Origin of the sequence: Leclercia sp. 1548 (assembly GCF_050435045.1) — a bacterium.
GTDB lineage: Bacteria > Pseudomonadota > Gammaproteobacteria > Enterobacterales > Enterobacteriaceae > Enterobacter > Enterobacter adecarboxylatus.
Genome location: NZ_JBNDJP010000002.1, coordinates 194,767 through 213,589, shown reverse-complemented (window position 1 = coordinate 213,589; position 18,823 = coordinate 194,767). Strand labels below are relative to the sequence as shown.

Genomic DNA, 18,823 nt, shown 5'->3' with positions numbered 1-18,823 from the left:
TCCTCTATTAAAGATCTTCCGGCCACGGGAAGCATTCCGCCGTGATCTCCGGCGTGTAGTAATAATTCTGTAAAGCCTTGATCAAGCGCGCCGGACGTTCCGGGATGCCTTTCTCAAGGTAGTCCATCACCTGCGCGTGAACGCGGCGCTGGAAGACAATACGGTCTGGCTCGAAGTCGCCTTCGAGGTTGTCACAGCTGACGTTGAACGGGAATCCTGCCGCCACGCAGAACAACCACTCCAGCGCCTGGGGTTTCACTTCGACATCTTCAAACTGCCCCTGGGTCGCGGCGTCACGTCCGTCCGGGCAGTACCAGTAGCCAAAGTCCACCAGCTCGCGACGTGCTTTTCCTGCAATACACCAGTGCGATATTTCATGCAAACCGCTGGCATAAAAGCCATGTGCGAACACGATACGGTTATACGGAAGTTCGGCATCTGCTGGAAGATAGATCGGTTCGTCGTCGCCTTTAATCAGACGGGTATTAAAATCATCGGCAAAGCAGCTGTCGAAAATCTCAATCAGCTGTTCATATTTATGCGTACTGTTCATTAGTTCATCCCCAACCAGTGGAGGATCTCCTGTCCGTGGCTGTCATAAAGAAGTTTGGCACTCATGACGGCCGAGACAATGACAATCATCGGACGGATGAGCTGTTGCCCTTTGCTTAATACCAGGCGCGATCCAACCCGTGCGCCCAGAAACTGTCCGACCATCATCACAAAGCCGGTTGCCCAGATCACCTTCCCGCCGATGATAAACAGCAGCAGGCCACCCAGGTTAGAAGTGGCGTTCAGCACCTTGGCGTGCGCGGTGGATTTGGCAAGATTAAAACCGGCCAGCGTTACAAAGGCCAGAGCGTAAAACGACCCGGCGCCGGGGCCGAAAAAGCCGTCATAGAAGCCGACGCAGCCCCCGGCGATCAGGGCAAACGGCAATCCGTGCAGACGACGCTGCCGGTCCTCCTCCCCGAGTTTTGGCATCAGCAAAAAGTAGAGACCAATACAAATCACGAGGATCGGCAAAATCTGGCGCAACACGTCGGACTGCACGTGCTGAACCAGCAGCGCACCACTGGTGGACCCGATAAAGGTCATCAGGATATTGAGCTTCTGATCGGCAAGGCTCACCACCTTGCGGCGGATAAAATAGATCGACGCGGATAAGGAGCCCCCGCAGGCTTGCAGCTTGTTGGTTGCCAGCGCCTGCGCCGGGCTCATCCCCGCCGCCAGCAGGGCCGGAACGGTCAGCAGCCCACCGCCGCCGGCCAGGGCGTCAATAAATCCGGCCAGCATGGCGATAAAAAACAGCCCCGCCAGCAGCAGTGGCGACACCATAAACAACTCAATAAATTGGTCCATCACAGGGCATGCTCATCCAGTAGCGCCTGGCAGGAAGGCGGCAACGGAGGCGGTGTCTTCTTCTCAGGCTTGGTGGTTCCAGGTTTCGCTGGCTCAAACCAGCTTTGTAATTCCGCGCCGCAGCCATCGCCTGGCGGCGGTAACGGTTGGTCTTCACACTCGAGGCTGTTCGCCGGGCAACGCAGGCGCACGTGCATATGCGCGCGGTGCTGGAACCACGGTCGCACTTTACGCAGCCAGTCGCGGTCGGTTCCGGCATCCTGGCAGAGTTGCTGCTTGATGGCCGGGTTGACGAAAATGCGCGTCACGTCGTTATCTTCCGCCGCCAGCTTAATCATGCTGGAGACCTCCTGCGACCAGCGCGACGGCACCACACGCTTACCGTCGCTGGCGACCAGATCGAGCGCCTGTGGCTTCAGCAACTGGGAAGATGACCAGCGCGTTTTCGGCAGCTGGAGGAAGATATCTACATCCAGCCCGGTCTGATGGCTGGCATGACCGCCGTTGAAACGCCCTCCGGCAGGCATCCCCATATCGCCAATCAGCATTGTGCCCAGCCCCAGGTTATGTACCTGATTACCCAGCCGCTGAATAAACAGCACCAGATCCGGATGGCCAAAGTAACGGCGCTGATCGGTACGCATCACCTGAAAGGTGTCAGATTGCAGCGGCAGCGCCTGGGCACCGACGATACAGCCATTGGAAAACGCGCCAATCGACTGGGCGCTCCCCGCTATCGGGTGGGTGATTTTCTGCCATGGCGTTGCCGCCAGCGAGGCGCCGCTGGCAAGCAGCGCCAGCAGAGCAATTGCGGTTTTTTTCATGGTTACCAGCGTGGAAGAGGAGTCGTCACATCCGCATTCTGCGCGCGCTGACGCAGGAAGTGATCCATCAGCACGATCGCCAGCATCGCTTCTGCGATCGGCACCGCGCGGATCCCAACGCAAGGATCGTGACGCCCTTTGGTGATCATCTCGACTTCTTCGCCCGCGCGGTTAAGGGTGCGCCCCGGCACGGTAATGCTGGAGGTCGGTTTCAGCGCGATGTGGGCGACAATTTGCTGCCCGCTGCTGATGCCGCCGAGCACGCCGCCCGCGTGGTTGCTCTGGAAGCCGTCTTTTGTTATTTCGTCGCGGTTCTCGCTGCCCCGCAGCGCCACAACGCCAAAACCGTCGCCAATTTCGACGCCTTTTACCGCGTTGATGCTCATCATTGCATGGGCGATGTCAGCATCCAGGCGGTCGAAGACCGGCTCACCCCAGCCTGGCGGCACGCCATCGGCCACGACCGTGACTTTAGCCCCGATGGAATCGCCCTCTTTCTTCAGGCCACGCATCAGTTCGTCCAGCGCTTCCAGCTTCGACGCATCTGCGCAGAAGAACGGGTTCTGTTCAACCTGATCCCAGTCGTTAATCGCCAGCGGAATGTCACCCATCTGGCTCAGACAGCCGCGAATAACGATGCCAAACTTCTGCGCCAGATATTTTTTGGCAATCGCGCCAGCGGCGACACGCATGGCGGTTTCGCGGGCGGAGGAGCGTCCGCCGCCGCGGTAGTCACGAAAACCGTATTTTTGCTCGTAGGTGTAATCCGCGTGCCCCGGACGGAACACGTCCTTGATGGCGCCGTAGTCCTGCGAACGTTGATCGGTGTTCTCAATCAGCAGACCAATGCTGGTGCCGGTGGTGCGTCCTTCAAAGACGCCTGACAGGATTTTGACTTGATCCGGCTCGCGGCGTTGGGTGGTATAGCGCGATGTCCCTGGGCGACGTCTGTCGAGATCGTGTTGTAAATCGGCTTCGGTCAGTTCGATGCCTGGCGGTACGCCATCAACGATGCAACCCAGCGCCAGACCATGCGACTCACCAAAGGTGGTCACGCGAAATAATTGTCCAATACTGTTTCCTGCCATCACGGCTCCGTTTTCGTTGTTCTGTGTTGAGCTTTCTGTGTTTGCGCAATGTGAAACGGGCCGAAGCCCGTTGGATTAATCTTTATAGATGCTGAAGTATTCACGCGCGGCGAGAAGCTGCGCTTTGGTCAGCATGAAGACGCCGTCGCCACCGTTGTCGAACTCGAGCCAGGTGAACGGCACATCCGGGTATTGCTCCATCAGATGTACCATGCTGTTACCCACTTCACAAATGAGAATGCCGTCATCAGTCAGATAATCCGGCGCGCAGGCGAGGATACGGCGGGTCAGCTTCAGACCATCAGAGCCGGACGCCAGACCGAGTTCAGGTTCATGGCGATATTCGTTCGGCAGGTCGGACATATCTTCTGCGTCAACGTATGGCGGATTGGTCACAATCAGGTCGTACTGCACTTTCGGCAGGTCGCGGAACAGATCGGAACGGATCGGCGTAACGTGATGGATCAGACCGTGCTCTTCAATATTGTGCTCCGCTACCGCCAGCGCATCAGGGGAGATATCCACGGCATCCACTTCTGCTTCCGGGAAGGCGTAGGCGCAGGCAATGGCGATGCAGGCGCTGCCAGTACACATATCCAGAATGTGCTCTGGCTGATGATCAATCAGACCGGCAAACTGGTTATTGATAAGCTCACCGATCGGCGAGCGCGGCACCAGCACGCGTTCATCGACAAAGAACTCATGCCCGCAGAACCAGGCTTTATTGGTGAGGTAAGCCACCGGGATACGTTCGTTAACGCGACGGATCACACGCTCAACGATGCGGTGTTTCTCGCTGGACGTCAGGCGCGCCGAACGCATATCTTCCGGGATATCCAGAGGCAGATAGAGAGACGGCAGCACCAGCTGCACCGCCTCATCCCACGGGTTGTCGGTACCGTGACCGTACCAGATATTGGCCGCGCTGAAACGGCTGACCGCCCAACGCAACATGTCCTGAATGGTTTGCAGCTCATTCACCGCTTCATCGACAAAAATTTTATCCACTATGTTCTCCAGGGCATGCTCGCTAAATTTTCGGCGGCTAGTGTGCCACGAAGACGGCGATAAATCAGCACTGTCGCTAACGGCTTGGGGGTAAAAAATGCGTTTTGCCGCGCGGCGAGTCAGGTACACTGTCGGAAATAAGAGATGAGACGGACCCATGAAAAAGAAAACATCGCTGAGCGAGGAGGATCAAACGCTGTTTCGTCAGCTGATGACCGGCACGCGTAAAATCAAACAGGACACCATCGTCCACCCTCCGTTACGCAAAAAAGTGAGCGAAGTGCCGGTAAAACGGTTGATACAGGAGCAGGCCGACGCCAGCCACTATTTTTCCGATGAGTTTCAGCCGCTGCTCAACACCGAGGGCGCAGTGAAGTATGTGCGTTCGGATGTGAGCCATTTCGAGCTGAAAAAATTGCGTCGTGGGGATTATTCGCCGGAGCTGTTTCTCGATCTGCACGGGTTAACCCAGATGCAGGCCAAACAGGAACTGGGCGCGCTGATTGCCGCCTGCCGCCGGGAACATGTCTTTTGCGCCTGTGTGATGCACGGCCACGGAAAGCACATTCTTAAGCAGCAAACCCCGTTGTGGCTTGCTCAACACCCACACGTGATGGCTTTTCATCAGGCACCCAAAGAGTACGGCGGTGATGCCGCATTACTGGTGCTGATTGAAGTGGAAGAGTGGCAACCGCCTGAGCTGCCCTGACAGGCAGGCGGGTGGCTAAGGCTACCCGCCTGGATGGGGTTTACGTCAGATTGCTTTCGCCATCTTCAGATTGCAGGGGCTCATTTGCCAGTTGAACACGCCGACACCCTTTTCATCGAGGGTGACGTTGGCAATGGCAGACGTACTGAACATCGGCGGCGTTTCGCCCGGGCAGAGTTCAGACACCAGGTAGCCCACTAACGGCAGATGGGAAATCACCAGCGCAGAGGCGACACCTTCATTGCTCAGCACCTGAAGATAGGCGCTGACCATACCCACATCGCCACAAGGGGTAAGCTCTGGCAGGACATCGACACCGGCAGGCAGATTCATACACTCCCCTACCACTTCCAGTGTCTGTTCAGCACGCAGGAACGGGCTGACGAGGACACGTTCAATATCCACTTTTTGCCCTTTCAGCCAGGTTGCCATTTGACGGGACTCGTCACAGCCGCAAGGCGTCAGAGGACGAACAGAGTCACTGGCAGCATCGAGTGCCGCGTCACCGTGACGCATGATAAAAACTTGCATATTGCACCGCTTTTGTTGACCAGGATCACCGGTGTTAACACCCCGCGTGAACATATCACGAGGTAGAAAACCCGATGGCCGGGCATTGTGCCTGATCCATCCGTTGAATGAAACGCTGTTTTTTACCTCAACGGCGTAAGTATAGTCAATGTCTGTTTACAACTTAGACAGCGCCTACCCATTCAACGGCGGATTTACTCTTATTTGACCTTAATTTACAGGGTCAGTTTCTTTTGCTGGCCAAAATCGCAGCCCCTGATCCGCCATTTGCAATAATGTGTCACACGGTGTGAACCGTGGCCCATATTGCACAGCCAGTCGTTGTAAAATCGCAACAACTTCACCCGCGCCCACGCTATCCATATAGCGGAACGGGCCACCCAGGAAAGGTGGAAAACCTATGCCAAACACTGCGCCAATATCGCCGTCGCGAGCGTTTCTGATGACCCGCTCATCAAAGCAGCGCGCCGCCTCGTTGAGCATCATCATGACGCAGCGCTCTGCGCACTGCGTCGCGGACAGTTTGCCTTCGCCAGTAGGTTTAATAAGCCCATAAATCGCCGGGTCTACTTGCTTCTTGCTTTTACGCCCTTTCGCATCGTAAAGATAGAAACCGCGTCCATTTTTTCTGCCTTTGCGATCGTCATTCAAAATTGCAGAAACAATATTTGCAGGCGCGCTAAATCGTTCCCCGTAAGCACTTTCCAGCACAGGTATAATTTTAGTGCCGGTATCGATTCCCACCTCATCCAAAAGTTGGATTGGCCCAACAGGGAAACCAAATTTCACCAGCGCATTATCAATGTGATCCACCTTTTCCCCTTCGGTCAGCAGGCGCATCGCTTCATTGATATAAGGTGCCAGAATGCGGTTAACATAGAACCCGGCCTTATCAGCCACCACTACCGGCGTTTTACCCTGCATTTTTGCCAGCTTTACAATGGTGGCAACGGTTTGCGGGCTGGTACTGGCGTGAGGAATGACCTCCACCAGCGGCATTTTTTCTACCGGGCTAAAGAAATGCAGCCCGATCACCTGTTCGGGACGCGCAGCCTGCGCTGCAATATCGCCAATCGGTAACGATGAGGTGTTGGAAGCAAAGATGGTGTGCGGCGCGCAGTGCGCTTCAACCTCGGCCACCATCTGCTGTTTCAGGGCCAGATCTTCAAATACCGCCTCAATTACCACGTCGCGATGGCGGAATCCGCTGTAATCCGTCGTACCGGAGATCAGCGCCAGTTCGCGATCGCGCTCACTGGCTTTGATATGGCGGCGTTTGACCTTCTTATCAAGCAGCTGCCAGCTGTACTGCAGGGCGTGGTTGATGCCTTTCGGATTGATGTCTTTGATTCGCACCGGTAATTTGCCTTTGCTGGCGCTGACGAAGGCGATACCGCCCCCCATCAGTCCGCCACCCAGCACACCGATAGCGTCAAGTGGTGCTGGCTCTGCCTCGCTACCGGGATCTTTTTTCACCTCAGTACTGGCAAAAAAGAGGCTGCGCAGCGCCTGTGACTGCGGGGTCATTGCCAGCTCGCCAAAGGCTTTGGCCTCAGCCGCATAGCCGCTACTGCTGCCCTGCGTCAGGCCGGTATGGATAACCTCAAGAATGCGTTTTGCCGCCGGGTAATTACCCTGCGTTTTTTGTTCCGTTTTGTTCGCCACCATTTTAAACAGCACCGTGCGTCCCAGCGGGCCTGCCAGCACACGCTCGCGCACCGGTAAGCGACGACCAACCGGTTTATCTTTCAGGGCTAACGCCACCGCAGCCTCCAGCAGGATGGCGTGCGGAACCACCTCATCCACCAGCCCGACCTTCAGGGCCTGACGTGGGCGCAGTTGTTTGCCGGTGAGGATCATCTCCAGCGCGGTGCTGACACCCACCAGCCGCGGCAGACGTTGGGTGCCGCCCGAGCCGGGCAGTAAGCCGAGCTGCACTTCCGGCAGGCCCAGCACCGTTTTAGCGTCGTCAGTACAAATTCGCCCGTGGCAGGCCAGGGCAAGTTCCAGCCCCCCGCCAAGACAAGCGCCGTGGATCGCCGCAATCACCGGGATCGGCAGGGCATGAATTTCGGCCATGATTTGCTGTCCCTGACGGGCCAGCGCCTCCGCTTCCTGCGCGCTGCTCGCGCGGGCAATCATGTTGATATCGGCCCCGGCAATGAAGTTGTCCGGTTTAGCCGAGATAAACACCAGCCCGCGAAGGGTTTTGTTTTCACGGACCTGCTTCAGGATCGCACGGACCTGGCCGCCAAACTCTGCTTTCAGGGTATTCATCTTTTCGTCTGGCGCATCGATGGTCACCACCGCCACGTTGTCCAGCCGCACATTCAGGGTAAATGCCGTTGTCATCTCCATTATTCTGCCTCCAGAACCATTGCGGCACCCAGGCCACCCGCCGCGCAGGCAGTGACCAGGCCAAACCCGCCGCCGCGACGGCGCAACTCATGCAGCGTCTGGGTGATCATCCGCGCGCCGGTTGCCGCGAAGGGGTGGCCATAGGCAATGGAGCCACCCAATACGTTAAATTTGCTTTCATCCACTTCGCCTGTGGCGTGAGTGCGGCCTAACACATCGCGGGCAAAGCGTTCGCTACCCAGCAGTTGCAGGTTAGCCAGAGTCTGGGCGGCAAAGGCTTCGTGCATGTCGATAAGCGTCAGGTCGTTCATCGTCAGTCCGGCACGCTCCAGCGCCAGCGGCGTGGACCAGGCTGGCCCCAGCAGCATGTCCTGCCAGACATCAATGGCGGTAAAGGCATAGCTGCGCAAATAGCCGAGCGGGATCAAGCCCAGCTCTCTGGCGCGCGATTCGGTCATCAGGATCACCGCCGCCGCCCCATCGGTTAACGGCGTGCTGTTGGCGGCGGTTACGGTGCCGTGCTTACGGTCGAATGCCGGACGCAGTTTGGCGTAATCCGCCAGCGTCGAGGTGCCGCGGATATTATTGTCTTCGCTTAATGGCTCGCGGTACGGCGGGGTGTAAGCGGTCATCACCTCTCCAGCCAGCTTGCCTTCCGCCCAGGCCTGGGCGGCGCGTTGATGCGAGCGATGCGCCAGCGCATCCTGCTGTTCGCGGGTGATGCCATAGGTCTTCGCCATCTGTTCAGCGGTATCGCCCATCCGCAGGCCGGTTGAGTACTCCGCGACGGCAGGCGGGACGGGAAGCAGATCGCGCAGACGCAGGCGCGAGAAGAGGGATAAACGCTGCCCGGTGGTACGGGCCTTGTTAACGTCCACCAGCACGCGGGCGAGCTTTTTGCTGACGCCAATCGGCAGAACGGATGACGAGTCAGCGCCGCCGGCGATCCCGGCGCGTATGGTGCCCGTCATCAGGCTTTCTGCGACGTTCGCCACCGCCTGAAAGCTGGTCGCACAGGCGCGGCTGACGCTGTAGGCATCGGTGTGGACATTCATCCCGGTGCCCAGCACGATTTCACGGGCGATATTGGGTGCTTCCGGCATTTGTACCACCTGGCCAAAAACCAGCTGCTCAATCACCTCAGGAGGTATTTCGCTGCGAGCCAGCAACTCCCCCACTACCATTTTTCCCAGATCGACTGCAGGTATGCCATGAAAAGCCGTCGCCTGACGGGCAAATGGCGTACGTAATCCACTGACAATGGCAATGCGATCACCCTGACGGGTGACTAGCGGTAATGCCTGACTCATAACGCTCCCCTGTGAATAACAAATGCGCAAAGTGGTCTGACCTGATAACAGTCTTAACCAAATTTTTACATTAGCCAATCGGGGAGAAGAAAAATTGCGAGCGAAGCCACAGAGCGCAAACGAAACGCCTCCGGGAGAGGAGGCGTTGAAGGGAAATTAACGCAGACCGAGCTGGAAAATCAGGGACTCAGCTTCGCAGCTGAACACAAAGTCGATATCCAGGCGTACCCCGCCGTCCACTTCGGTGAAAGTGGAAGAAATGTCGCAAGGTTCAGACTCAACGCCGCGGGCTTTGGCAGTCAGCGCAGCCAGCGTCTCTTCGGCTTCGGCACGGCTGGCAAATTCACGGCTGTAAGAGGCGGTGCAATCCGTGTTATCCACGATGGTACCGACATCCATACAGCAGCAAACCGGGGTTTCATCAGCACTGCATTTACTCATAGTAGATTTCCTCTGTAGTCGCGCAGGGCGCGAATAGACACAATGCTGATATTTTACGCCCCGCCCGGGGGTGGCTCCAGTTGTTAATGGCGTAAAAACGGGTAAGTGAGCAATATCACACGTAAAAATGATCTAAAACAAAAATCACCCATTAGGAGGAAGCAACCTGGTCACAATTTTGCCAACCAGATCCCGTTTCGAAAAACATATCAGTAAATATTAATAAACAGACTTGCAACATTCTATCTGGTCAGACCTATACTCTCGCCACTGGTCTGATTTCTAAGTGTTACGACAGACCCTACACTTCGCGCTCCTGTTACTCTATGTAACAAATATTGAATAAAAATAACTCAATGAGGTTATGGTCATGAGCCAGAAAACCCTGTTTAAAAAAACTGCGCTCGCAATCGCAGTGGCAATCGTCTCCACCTCCGCCTGGTCAGCGGGCTTTCAGTTAAACGAGTTTTCTTCCTCAGGCCTGGGCCGTGCCTATTCCGGGGAAGGTGCTATCGCTGATGACGCAGGGAACGCGAGCCGTAACCCTGCCCTGATCATGATGTTTGATCGTCCAACCTTCTCCGCGGGTGCCATTTTCGTTGACCCGGGTGTGGATATCACCGGGCGCTCCCCAACGGGTGCAAGCCTGAACTCAGATAACATCGCGCCAACGGCATGGGTTCCAAATCTGCACTTTGTCGCGCCAATCAATGAACAATTTGGCTGGGGCGCATCCGTTACCTCTAACTACGGACTGGCGACCGAGTTTAATAACAACTACGCAGCAGGGGCCTACGGCGGTACAACCGACCTGGAAACCCTCAACCTGAACCTGAGCGGTGCTTATCGCCTGGATAACCACTGGAGTTTCGGTGCCGGCTTTGATGCTGTCTATGCGAAAGCGAAAATTGAGCGCTACGCGGGTGACCTGGGCCGCATCGTCGCAGGCTCCGGCAGATTGCCTCCAGCTCTTGCGCGACAGGTTGCGGGGATCCCGGGAGACACCCAGATTGCCTACCTGAAGGGTGATGAGTGGGGCTTTGGCTGGAACGCCGGTATTCTGTATGAAATTGATAAAAACAACCGGTATGGCTTGACCTACCGTTCTGAAGTAAAAATCGATTTCGATGGCGACTATAAGAGCAGCCTGCCTTCCGCCTACAACCAGATTCTGGGCAACTTTGGTCTGCCAATGGGGACGGATGGCCGTACCACTGGCGGTTCTCTGACCCTGAATTTACCTGAGATGTGGGAACTGTCCGGCTACAACAGAGTCGCGCCGCAATGGGCCGTCCACTATAGCCTGACCTACACCAGCTGGAGCCAGTTCCAGGAGCTGAAAGCCACTAACAGCGGCGGTGATACGCTTTTCTATAAAGATGAGAGCTTCCGTGACGCTTACCGCATCGCGCTGGGTACCACCTACTATATGGATGATAACTGGACGTTCCGTACCGGTATTGCCTTCGATGACAGCCCGGTTCCGGCAGACAAACGTTCTATCTCTATTCCGGACCAGGATCGCTTCTGGCTGAGCGCCGGTGCGACCTATGCATTCAACAAAGACGCCTCAATTGATGCGGGTGTCTCGTATATGCATGGTCAGAAAGTGACGTTCCAGGAAGGGCCGTATGAGTTCTCTTCTGAAGGTAAAGCCTGGCTGTATGGCATGAACTTCAACTACGCGTTCTAATCACGTAGTGATAAAAAAAGGTGAGCATCGTGCTCACCTTTTCTTTTTTATTCCGCATCAATCTCGGAGAGTTCGTTCTCGATCGCTTTCGCGTTCGGGTTGTCTTCCGGTTTCAGCTTGCCACCGTTAGCAATGAAGTCATGGTTCTGGAAGTACGCTTCACGCACCATAAGGTACGGATCGGAGGACTGACGCAGCAGGCCGTCAGAATCCAGCAGCTGTGCACGCGTCTCTACCCCTTCCAGCGTCCATTTACCCACCGACAGCGGCCAGGTGAGCCACGACAGCACCGGATAGAGGGTATCGACCGCATCACCCCCATCTTCACGCAGGGTGAAGCTACCGTAGAACGGCAAATGAACATACGGGCCGTAACCCACGTTGTAATGACCCAGGGTACTCCCGAAACGGTGGGGTTGCTCACGTTGCAGTTTCGGATTCGCCATGCCGGCAACGTCAATAAAGCCGCCCATCCCTAACAGGGTGTTCAGGAAGAAGCGCGTGAAGTGAACCATGCCTTGATAGGGATTGCCCTGCAGGAAGTAGTTCGCCATCACGGCTGGCTCTTCAAGGTTGCTGGTGAAGTTGCTCAGGCCATTACGGGCAGGTTGCGGAACATAATCACGCCATGCCACCGCAACCGGACGTACCACATACGGATCCAGCACGTTATAGTTGAAGTTGTACATGGTGCGGTTAAATCCTTCCAGAGGATCGGAGCGCCCCTGCTGCTCGCCAGAACTGGCGCAGCCCATCAGCAACGTGGTGCCCAGCGCAACCACCGACAGCCGAAGTTTCATATCTTTCTCCCTGTTAAGTATGGCTATCACCAAAAGCCATCCGTACTGGCGCTTTCGCGCTCCGTCTGTAAATGTGCAAGTGATTGTATCAGCACGCTTACTGATGTCTACGACCACAAATCGGGGCAACAAAACACCCTTTTTATGATCTCAGAATAGCCTGGCTTTACGTTTTCGTTAGGCTGGCAATTTTATACGGCCTTTGCCGGGGATGTATCGCGTTTATTGCCATAACAGGAATTTAAGAGCTTACCCACAGGCGTTGAGACAAAAACCGCTACGCTTAAAGGTATCAGCCACATCAGGAGCACCATAATGGACGAACTCAAAGAAGAGAAAATAGATCAGCATACCGAAGAACTGGAAGTTGAAAGTGAGGAAAAGCGCCGGGGAAAGGAGATTGAGGTCGATGAAGACCAACTCCCCTCCCGCGCCATGGCCATCCACGAGCATATTCGCCAGGATGGTGAAAAAGAGCTGGAACGTGATGCCATGGCCCTGCTGTGGTCGGCCATCGCCGCCGGGTTATCAATGAGCGCCTCTTTTCTGGCAAAGGGTATTTTTCACGTACAGTTTGAAGGCATCCCCGGCGGGATGGTGCTGGAGAATCTGGGCTATACCTTTGGCTTTATTATCGTGATCATGGCGCGCCAGCAGCTGTTTACCGAGAATACCGTCACCGCGGTGCTGCCGATCATGCAAAGCCCGACATGGGGTAATTTCGGTCTGCTGATGCGCCTGTGGAGCGTGGTGTTGCTCGGTAATATTATCGGCACCGGTGTCGCGGCCTGGGCGTTTGAATATATGCCGATATTTGACGAGGCCACCCGCGACGCGTTTGTGAAAATCGGAACCGGGGTGATGGAAAACAGCCCGGTCGAAATGTTCTCTAATGCCATTATCTCCGGCTGGATCGTTGCCACCATGGTGTGGATGTTCCCGGCTGCCGGTTCGGCCAAAATCGTGGTTATCATACTGATGACCTGGCTGATCGCCCTGGCCGATACCACCCATATCGTGGTGGGTACGGTGGAAATTCTATATCTGGTCTTTAACGGCACCATCCACTGGAGCGAGTTTTTCTGGCCCTTCGCCATCCCTACCCTGGCAGGCAATATCTGCGGCGGCACCTTTATTTTTGCCCTGCTGAGCCATGCGCAAATCCGTAACGATATGTCGAACAAACGCAAAGCCGAAATCAAAGCCAGGGAGCAGGCCCGGCAGGAAGAGGCGGAAGAAGATAAAAAATCGGCGTGAATGGCGACACTTTAAGCAGTCAGGCGGTGGCGAGCTTAACGCCCTGGATAAATGGCGTTATAATCGTGCCGCTTCGTCCCCTTAGTTAAATGGATATAACGAGCCCCTCCTAAGGGCTAGTTGCAGGTTCGATTCCTGCAGGGGACATTTGCCCACCTGCCACGCCTTCTGCCCCCGCCCTGCCAATAGCACCCATACACACAACATCTCGTATCGCTGTACTGTACTCTGCCGCCGTTAGCACGAATTCACTTCTTAAAAAATAACGGAGATATGGAATGAAACGAATCCTCATTGTGATGGCATTACTCGCCCCTTGCTCTGCGTTTGCTGGCGTTATTTTTCACCCGGTCGAGCGCGCTGCGGTAGTGGCAAACTCCGCACATCCGGTGGCAGCAGCGACGGTTACCGCTCAGGCCAGAAATCACCGTGCCGCCAGAGTGGATGCCGTTAACTGCAATGATGGTCGCTGCGTACAGCATGGTAATGTGGTTCGGTAAGACGCGAGATAAGCCAAAACCCACCAAACCCGGTCGCTGACACCCCTGAACAAAACGGATACGCTTTTGGGGTCTCGTTCATATGACGGGCAATTCATTTGCCCGTGAAGGCAGATAACCCTGCCACCCATCCGGTCTACAGAGGGTACTATGTCAAAAGCGCTCCTTATCATCGACATGCAGAATTTCGTAGCAGAAAGAATCCAACAAGGCGTTGAATACTTCCCTCAGGCGAGCATTGAAAATATGACCGCCGTAATTGAGAAATGCAGAGCAGCAGGTAACCCGGTCATTCATGTTCGCCACCAGACGCCTGCTCAGGGTTCCCCTCTCCATCACAGCTCGCCGTCAAGCCAGCCCCTTGAATCCTTTAAAGAACGCGCTGACGAACCGGTATTAATCAAACACACCTCCTCCGCATTCAGCTCAACGGGATTACTGGCTTATCTTCAGGAGGCAGGTATTTCAGAGGTGGTCGTTATCGGTGCCGTGGCGGGATTCTGTGTTAACTCAACCGTCAGAATGGGTGCCGATCTGGGGTTAAAAATGACGGTGCTAAAAGATTCGGTGATAAGTTTTGCCCTGGAAGACCATCAACTCAGCGCAAAGGCCATTCATGATGTCACCCTGGGGCTGCTTGCTGCCGGTTTCGCGCAGGTGAAAGACGCCACGGATTTACAGCTTTCCTGAGTACTGTGCCCTGGGCGTCCATCACCTGGCACGTCGCCAACGCTTCAGGGTATAATCTGTAAATCTTATGACAGACTTCAGAAACGACCATGACCAAACTCACACTACAAGAGCAGATGCTTAAAGCTGGCTTAGTCAGCAGCAAAAAAATGGCGAAAGTGCAGCGCACCGCCAAAAAATCCCGCGTACAGGCGCGTGAAGCACGCGAAGCCGTTGAAGTAAACAAACAGGCGCAAATTGAACGCGATAAAGAGTTAAGCGAGCAACAGAAGCAAGCGACTCTGGCGAAAGAGTACAAGGCACAGATCAAGCAGTTAATTGAGATGAACCGGGTCGTGGTGACAAGAGGCGATATCGGTTTTAACTTCACCGACAATAACCTCATCAAAAAAATCTATGTCGATAAAACCACGCAAGCGCAGCTGATCAATGGCCGTCTCGCCATTGCGCGTCTGGTTGCCGAAGCGGGCCGCGAAAGCGAATACGCCATTATCCCGGCGGTAGTGGCAAATAAAATTATGCAGCGTGATGCGAGCTATATCGTGTTAAGTAGCGAGCTGACTCAGGAAGCGAAGGACGAAGACGATCCTTATGCCGATTTTGTCGTGCCTGACGATCTGATGTGGTAATGCTTACAGACCACCTCCCCGGGAGGTGGTCTGTATCCCCGCTTAACGCTCGCGGAACGCCTCCGCTTTCGCGCGCAGGATCGGTTTCAGCAGATAGGCCATCACCGTTTTCTTGCCGGTAATGATATCCACCGAAGCCACCATCCCCGGAATAATCAACAGCGGCTTCTCATCCGTACCAAGGTGATTTTTGTCGGTACGCAGACGAATAATATAAAAACTCTTCCCGTCTTTGTCGGTCACCGTGTCGGGGCTGATCTGCTCCAGGGTGCCCTTCAGCCCGCCATAAATGGTGTAGTCGTAGGCAGTAAATTTCACCGTTGCTTCCTGGCCCGGACGCAAAAATGCGATGTCCTGCGGCCGAATTTTGGCCTCCACCAGCAGTTTGTCGTCCAGCGGAACAATCTCCACCAGGTCATTACCCGGTTGGATCACGCCGCCGATGGTGTTGACCAGCAGCTGCTGCACGACGCCGCGAACCGGCGAGGTGACCAGCGTACGGTTCACCCGGTCGGTGATCGCTTTGCCGGAGGCCTCTATTTTACTGAGATCGGTTCGCGCCTCGTTAAGCTGCCCCAGCGCCTCGCTGCGGTAACGCCCCCGCGTTTCACTGACCTTGCTCTCAATCTCCTTGATGGCCGCTTCCGCCCGGGGAATGGCAAGGGTCACAGAGTCCAGTTGCCCCTGAGTTTCCACCACACCCCGACGCAGACGGAGCACTTCTACTTTTGAGATAGCCCCTTTTGCCACCAGAGGTTCAGACATGCTGACCTCCTGCTGCTGCAGCCCCAGGCTACGCCGGTACTGGCTGGCCTTGCCCTGGAAGTCGAGCAACTCCTGCTTCTTCTGTACCAGCTGTTCATTAAGCCCGGCCAGCTCGCTCTGGATACGCTTGTTCACGCTGGCGAACAGTTCCATCTCGCCATTGGCGATATCGGGTGCCTGCTGAACAATCTCCGGGGCCAGGGTCAGGGTTGAGGCATCGTTGAGTTGAGCGGTCAGCCGCTGGATGCGCGCCTGTAATGCCAGCCTGTCAGCTTGTGTCTCACCGGCGTTAGAACGAAACTGGGTATCATCCAGACGCAAAAGCGGCGCCCCGGCTTTCACCACCTCGCCTTCATGTACAAAGACCTCAGCCACGATCCCGCCTTCGAGGTTCTGCACCTTCTGCAAACGGGACGAAGGAATGGCCCGCCCTTCCCCGCGCGTCACCTCATCAATGCTGGCCAGCGAGGCCCAGAGGATCATGGCGATAAAGAAGACAAAAATCGCCCACAGGGTGACGCGCACCACCCGCGGGGCATCATCCAGCAAGGCTTTGTTGACTTCATTGGTGGTGAACGGCGCGGGCTGTTTATCGCCCGACAGCCAGCTCATCAGGCGGCTAAGCGTATCAACGATTAGCATGAATTTGTCCCTTCTTCAGCGCACTCATCACGCTCTCTTTCGGGCCGTCGGCAATGATTTTACCGTTATCGACAATGATCAGACGGTCCACCAGCGTCAGCAGCGACGCACGATGCGTGACCATCAGCAGCGTTTTGTTGCTGATGACCGGTATTAGCGCCTTTTTAATCAGATCTTCGCTGGTGTTATCCATCGAGCTGGTAGGTTCATCCATCAGCAGCACCGGGGGATCGAGCAGCAACGCGCGCGCCAGTGCCACCGCCTGCCGCTGGCCGCCCGAGAGACTCATCCCCCGCTCGCCCACCTGCATGTTGTACCCGGACGGATGGCGGCGGGCGAATTCGTGGACCCCGGTCAGGGTGGCGACCCGCAGCATGGTCTCGTCGTCAACATAGCTGGCACCGTAGACCAGATTCTCGCGCAGGGTGCCGCTGAACAGGTGAATATCCTGCGGGGCATAGCCGATGTTATGGCGCAGATCGTGCACATCGATCTGGCGGGCATCGATGCCGTCTATCAGCACATTGCCGCTGTCAGGCTGGTAAAACCCCACCAGCAGTTTCGCCAGTGAGCTTTTACCCGACCCGCTGCGGCCGATGATCCCCACCTTCTCGCCGGGCTGGATCGTCAGCGAGACATTGCTGAGGGAGGCGTACTGGTTGCCCGGGTAGACAAAGGTAACGTCGCGCAGCTCAATGGCCCCGGAGAGCGTCTCCCGCTTCAGCGGCACCTCGTTGTCCTGCACCTCCTGCTCCAGCCCCATCATTCGGTCGATGGTGCCTTTGGTCATCCGCGCGCGCTGATAGCGGGTGATCAGGCTGCACAGCTGGCCAATGGGCATCATGGCGCGGCGGTGCAGCAGGTAGCAGGCAATCAACCCGCCCATGCTCAGGTTGCCGCCAATAATGATGTAGACCCCGGCCACGATAATGGCCACGCCGCTGAACTGCTGCAGCCAGGCGGTAAAGTTTACCGCTACATAGGAAAGCGACTTGACTCGCAGCTCCAGCTTGCTGAGTTGCCCGGTCAGATGTTCCCACTGATACTGGCGCTCGCTCTGGGCGTTATTAATCTTGATGGCATCGAGGCCGGTCAGCGTCTCCACCAGCATCGCCTGACGTTCATTGGAGAGCTGGTAGGTTTTCTTAACCCGCGACATCAGCGGGCGCTGGATCAGCCAGTTCACCAGCAGCGCCAGGGGATAGGAGAGCAGCGGGATAAACACCAGCGGGCCACCGATGATGCCAATCACCAGCAGGATCAGCAGTGTAAACGGCAGGTCGATAAAGGCGGTCAGGGTCAGCGACGAAAGAAAGTCGCGGATCGACTGGAACTCCTGGAAGTTCTGCGCGAAGCTCCCCACCCGCTGCGGGCGTAGCTTCATCTTCATCCCCAGCAGCCGCTCGAACAGCGCCGAGGAGACCACCAGGTCGGTCTTTTTACCCGCCAGGTCAAGGCAAATGCCACGCAGGATCTTCAGCACAAAGTCGAACACATACGCAATGCTAATGCCGATCGCCAGTACCCACAGGGTGGCAGTCGCCTGGTTGGGCACAACCCGGTCATAGACGTTCATCACAAACAGCGGCGCGGCGAGCGCCACCAGGTTAACGAGGAAGCTGGCGACAACCGCATCCACGTAGAGGAATTTCGACAGCTTGAGGGTGTCCTGGAACCAGGCCGTGGTGCGCGGCAGCGTGGCCGTCGGCTGAGCATCAAACTCATGTTCCGGGGAGATGAAAATCACCCGGCCGCTGTAGTTTTCCGCCAGCGTCTCGGGTGAGACGGTAATCTCACCGCCTTCCGTTTCACTGGGCAGCAGACGCGCGCGCTGCTGGTGATCCCAGCCAATCAGCACCGCGGTCTGGTTGTTTTTCAGCAGCAGAACGGCGGGCAGAGACATCGCGGTAATGTTTTCCAGCGGACGTTGCACGACCCGCGCCTTTAGCCCTGCCCGTCCGGCGGCTCGCGGAAAGGTCTCAATCGTCAGCGTATGGGCCTCCAGCGGCAGGCCGGTGGTCAGGACGTTGCGGCTGGTGGCAATGTTATGCAATTTACAGACGATCATCAGCGCATCCAGCAGCGGATCGTCATGGCTTTGCCGCGGATCCTGTCTGCCCTGCGTCTGCGACGTGCTCTCGATGCGATCGGGGGAATCAATGTCAGGCGTCATTCTCTGCCTCAGTGTTCTGCAGACCGATGCCGCAGATAAAAAA

Annotated in this window: 18 protein-coding genes and 1 tRNA gene; 7 read left to right on the top strand and 12 right to left on the bottom strand. The window is 56.2% G+C overall.

Going from position 1 to position 18,823, the window contains the following annotated elements; genetic code table 11:
- Positions 1-7: 7 nt before the first annotated feature.
- From ABIE02_RS06315 to prmB, 5 genes are all read right to left on the bottom strand, one after another.
- Positions 8-553 (bottom strand): elongation factor P hydroxylase, encoded by a 546-nt coding sequence (locus ABIE02_RS06315; RefSeq protein ID WP_336994459.1) that lies wholly within the window; start codon positions 551-553, stop codon positions 8-10.
- Positions 553-1,362 (bottom strand): sulfite exporter TauE/SafE family protein, encoded by an 810-nt coding sequence (locus ABIE02_RS06310; RefSeq protein ID WP_032612865.1) that lies wholly within the window; start codon positions 1,360-1,362, stop codon positions 553-555. Before ABIE02_RS06310 ends, ABIE02_RS06315 begins: the two co-directional genes overlap by 1 nt.
- Positions 1,362-2,186: a penicillin-insensitive murein endopeptidase gene (mepA, locus tag ABIE02_RS06305; protein WP_077227437.1), complete on the bottom strand. Its 825-nt coding sequence runs from the start codon at positions 2,184-2,186 to the stop codon at positions 1,362-1,364. The genes ABIE02_RS06310 and mepA overlap by 1 nt, the downstream gene beginning before the upstream one ends.
- Before the next feature lie 2 nt (positions 2,187-2,188).
- Positions 2,189-3,274: a chorismate synthase gene (aroC, locus tag ABIE02_RS06300; RefSeq protein WP_032612869.1), complete on the bottom strand. Its 1,086-nt coding sequence runs from the start codon at positions 3,272-3,274 to the stop codon at positions 2,189-2,191.
- A 75-nt stretch (positions 3,275-3,349) separates the two neighbouring features.
- A complete protein-coding gene (gene prmB / locus ABIE02_RS06295; protein ID WP_032612871.1) occupies positions 3,350-4,282 on the bottom strand; it encodes a 50S ribosomal protein L3 N(5)-glutamine methyltransferase in 933 nt (310 codons plus the stop codon).
- 157 nt (positions 4,283-4,439) lie between these two features.
- On the opposite strand from prmB, the gene smrB reads away from it, so the two are divergent.
- Positions 4,440-4,991, top strand: a complete 552-nt coding sequence (gene smrB, locus ABIE02_RS06290; protein ID WP_032612873.1) for an endonuclease SmrB — start codon at positions 4,440-4,442, stop codon at positions 4,989-4,991.
- Between the two features lie 45 nt (positions 4,992-5,036).
- On the opposite strand, the gene sixA is transcribed toward smrB, so the two are convergent.
- The 4 genes from sixA to ABIE02_RS06270 all read right to left on the bottom strand — a co-directional run bounded on the left by sixA (position 5,037) and on the right by ABIE02_RS06270 (position 9,631).
- Entirely contained in the window at positions 5,037-5,522 is a 486-nt protein-coding gene (gene sixA, locus ABIE02_RS06285) for a phosphohistidine phosphatase SixA (protein ID WP_032612875.1), read from the bottom strand.
- A 210-nt stretch (positions 5,523-5,732) separates the two neighbouring features.
- Complete coding sequence (fadJ, locus tag ABIE02_RS06280) at positions 5,733-7,880, bottom strand: fatty acid oxidation complex subunit alpha FadJ (protein ID WP_144836810.1); 2,148 nt, start codon at positions 7,878-7,880, stop codon at positions 5,733-5,735.
- Positions 7,880-9,190, bottom strand: a complete 1,311-nt coding sequence (gene fadI / locus ABIE02_RS06275) for an acetyl-CoA C-acyltransferase FadI (protein WP_077227439.1) — start codon at positions 9,188-9,190, stop codon at positions 7,880-7,882. The genes fadJ and fadI overlap by 1 nt, the downstream gene beginning before the upstream one ends.
- Before the next feature lie 156 nt (positions 9,191-9,346).
- Positions 9,347-9,631: a YfcZ/YiiS family protein gene (locus ABIE02_RS06270; RefSeq protein ID WP_032612881.1), complete on the bottom strand. Its 285-nt coding sequence runs from the start codon at positions 9,629-9,631 to the stop codon at positions 9,347-9,349.
- Between the two features lie 370 nt (positions 9,632-10,001).
- On the opposite strand from ABIE02_RS06270, the gene fadL reads away from it, so the two are divergent.
- The gene (gene fadL / locus ABIE02_RS06265; RefSeq protein ID WP_163603158.1) at positions 10,002-11,324 is read left to right on the top strand and encodes a long-chain fatty acid transporter FadL; all 1,323 of its coding nucleotides are present in this window, start codon (positions 10,002-10,004) and stop codon (positions 11,322-11,324) included.
- A gap of 47 nt (positions 11,325-11,371) precedes the next feature.
- On the opposite strand, the gene mlaA is transcribed toward fadL, so the two are convergent.
- A complete protein-coding gene (gene mlaA / locus ABIE02_RS06260; protein WP_032612884.1) occupies positions 11,372-12,124 on the bottom strand; it encodes a phospholipid-binding lipoprotein MlaA in 753 nt (250 codons plus the stop codon).
- Between the two features lie 315 nt (positions 12,125-12,439).
- On the opposite strand from mlaA, the gene ABIE02_RS06255 reads away from it, so the two are divergent.
- The 5 genes from ABIE02_RS06255 (at position 12,440) to ABIE02_RS06235 (ending at position 15,200) form a co-directional block, all read left to right on the top strand.
- Positions 12,440-13,381: a formate/nitrite transporter family protein gene (locus ABIE02_RS06255; protein ID WP_032612885.1), complete on the top strand. Its 942-nt coding sequence runs from the start codon at positions 12,440-12,442 to the stop codon at positions 13,379-13,381.
- A 75-nt stretch (positions 13,382-13,456) separates the two neighbouring features.
- Positions 13,457-13,528: transfer RNA gene (locus tag ABIE02_RS06250), tRNA-Arg, on the top strand.
- A gap of 131 nt (positions 13,529-13,659) precedes the next feature.
- Positions 13,660-13,881, top strand: a complete 222-nt coding sequence (locus ABIE02_RS06245; RefSeq protein ID WP_144883013.1) for a hypothetical protein — start codon at positions 13,660-13,662, stop codon at positions 13,879-13,881.
- Between the two features lie 150 nt (positions 13,882-14,031).
- Positions 14,032-14,571, top strand: coding sequence for a cysteine hydrolase family protein (locus tag ABIE02_RS06240; RefSeq protein ID WP_336994457.1), 540 nt, complete (start codon positions 14,032-14,034; stop codon positions 14,569-14,571).
- A gap of 89 nt (positions 14,572-14,660) precedes the next feature.
- A complete protein-coding gene (locus tag ABIE02_RS06235) occupies positions 14,661-15,200 on the top strand; it encodes a DUF2058 domain-containing protein (protein WP_032612890.1) in 540 nt (179 codons plus the stop codon).
- Between the two features lie 42 nt (positions 15,201-15,242).
- On the opposite strand, the gene ABIE02_RS06230 is transcribed toward ABIE02_RS06235, so the two are convergent.
- Positions 15,243-16,607: an HlyD family type I secretion periplasmic adaptor subunit gene (locus tag ABIE02_RS06230; RefSeq protein WP_419720651.1), complete on the bottom strand. Its 1,365-nt coding sequence runs from the start codon at positions 16,605-16,607 to the stop codon at positions 15,243-15,245.
- The gene (locus ABIE02_RS06225; protein ID WP_051916048.1) at positions 16,594-18,780 is read right to left on the bottom strand and encodes a type I secretion system permease/ATPase; all 2,187 of its coding nucleotides are present in this window, start codon (positions 18,778-18,780) and stop codon (positions 16,594-16,596) included. Before ABIE02_RS06225 ends, ABIE02_RS06230 begins: the two co-directional genes overlap by 14 nt.
- Positions 18,781-18,823: the final 43 nt, after the last annotated feature.

Coding starts and splice junctions, on each gene's coding strand:
- ABIE02_RS06315 (WP_336994459.1), bottom strand. CDS start 553: ATGAACAGTACGCATAAATATGAACAGCTGATTGAGATTTTCGACAGC.
- ABIE02_RS06310 (WP_032612865.1), bottom strand. CDS start 1,362: ATGGACCAATTTATTGAGTTGTTTATGGTGTCGCCACTGCTGCTGGCG.
- mepA (WP_077227437.1), bottom strand. CDS start 2,186: ATGAAAAAAACCGCAATTGCTCTGCTGGCGCTGCTTGCCAGCGGCGCC.
- aroC (WP_032612869.1), bottom strand. CDS start 3,274: ATGGCAGGAAACAGTATTGGACAATTATTTCGCGTGACCACCTTTGGT.
- smrB (WP_032612873.1), top strand. CDS start 4,440: ATGAAAAAGAAAACATCGCTGAGCGAGGAGGATCAAACGCTGTTTCGT.
- sixA (WP_032612875.1), bottom strand. CDS start 5,522: ATGCAAGTTTTTATCATGCGTCACGGTGACGCGGCACTCGATGCTGCC.
- fadJ (WP_144836810.1), bottom strand. CDS start 7,880: ATGGAGATGACAACGGCATTTACCCTGAATGTGCGGCTGGACAACGTG.
- fadI (WP_077227439.1), bottom strand. CDS start 9,190: ATGAGTCAGGCATTACCGCTAGTCACCCGTCAGGGTGATCGCATTGCC.
- ABIE02_RS06270 (WP_032612881.1), bottom strand. CDS start 9,631: ATGAGTAAATGCAGTGCTGATGAAACCCCGGTTTGCTGCTGTATGGAT.
- fadL (WP_163603158.1), top strand. CDS start 10,002: ATGAGCCAGAAAACCCTGTTTAAAAAAACTGCGCTCGCAATCGCAGTG.
- mlaA (WP_032612884.1), bottom strand. CDS start 12,124: ATGAAACTTCGGCTGTCGGTGGTTGCGCTGGGCACCACGTTGCTGATG.
- ABIE02_RS06255 (WP_032612885.1), top strand. CDS start 12,440: ATGGACGAACTCAAAGAAGAGAAAATAGATCAGCATACCGAAGAACTG.
- ABIE02_RS06245 (WP_144883013.1), top strand. CDS start 13,660: ATGAAACGAATCCTCATTGTGATGGCATTACTCGCCCCTTGCTCTGCG.
- ABIE02_RS06240 (WP_336994457.1), top strand. CDS start 14,032: ATGTCAAAAGCGCTCCTTATCATCGACATGCAGAATTTCGTAGCAGAA.
- ABIE02_RS06235 (WP_032612890.1), top strand. CDS start 14,661: ATGACCAAACTCACACTACAAGAGCAGATGCTTAAAGCTGGCTTAGTC.
- ABIE02_RS06230 (WP_419720651.1), bottom strand. CDS start 16,607: ATGCTAATCGTTGATACGCTTAGCCGCCTGATGAGCTGGCTGTCGGGC.
- ABIE02_RS06225 (WP_051916048.1), bottom strand. CDS start 18,780: ATGACGCCTGACATTGATTCCCCCGATCGCATCGAGAGCACGTCGCAG.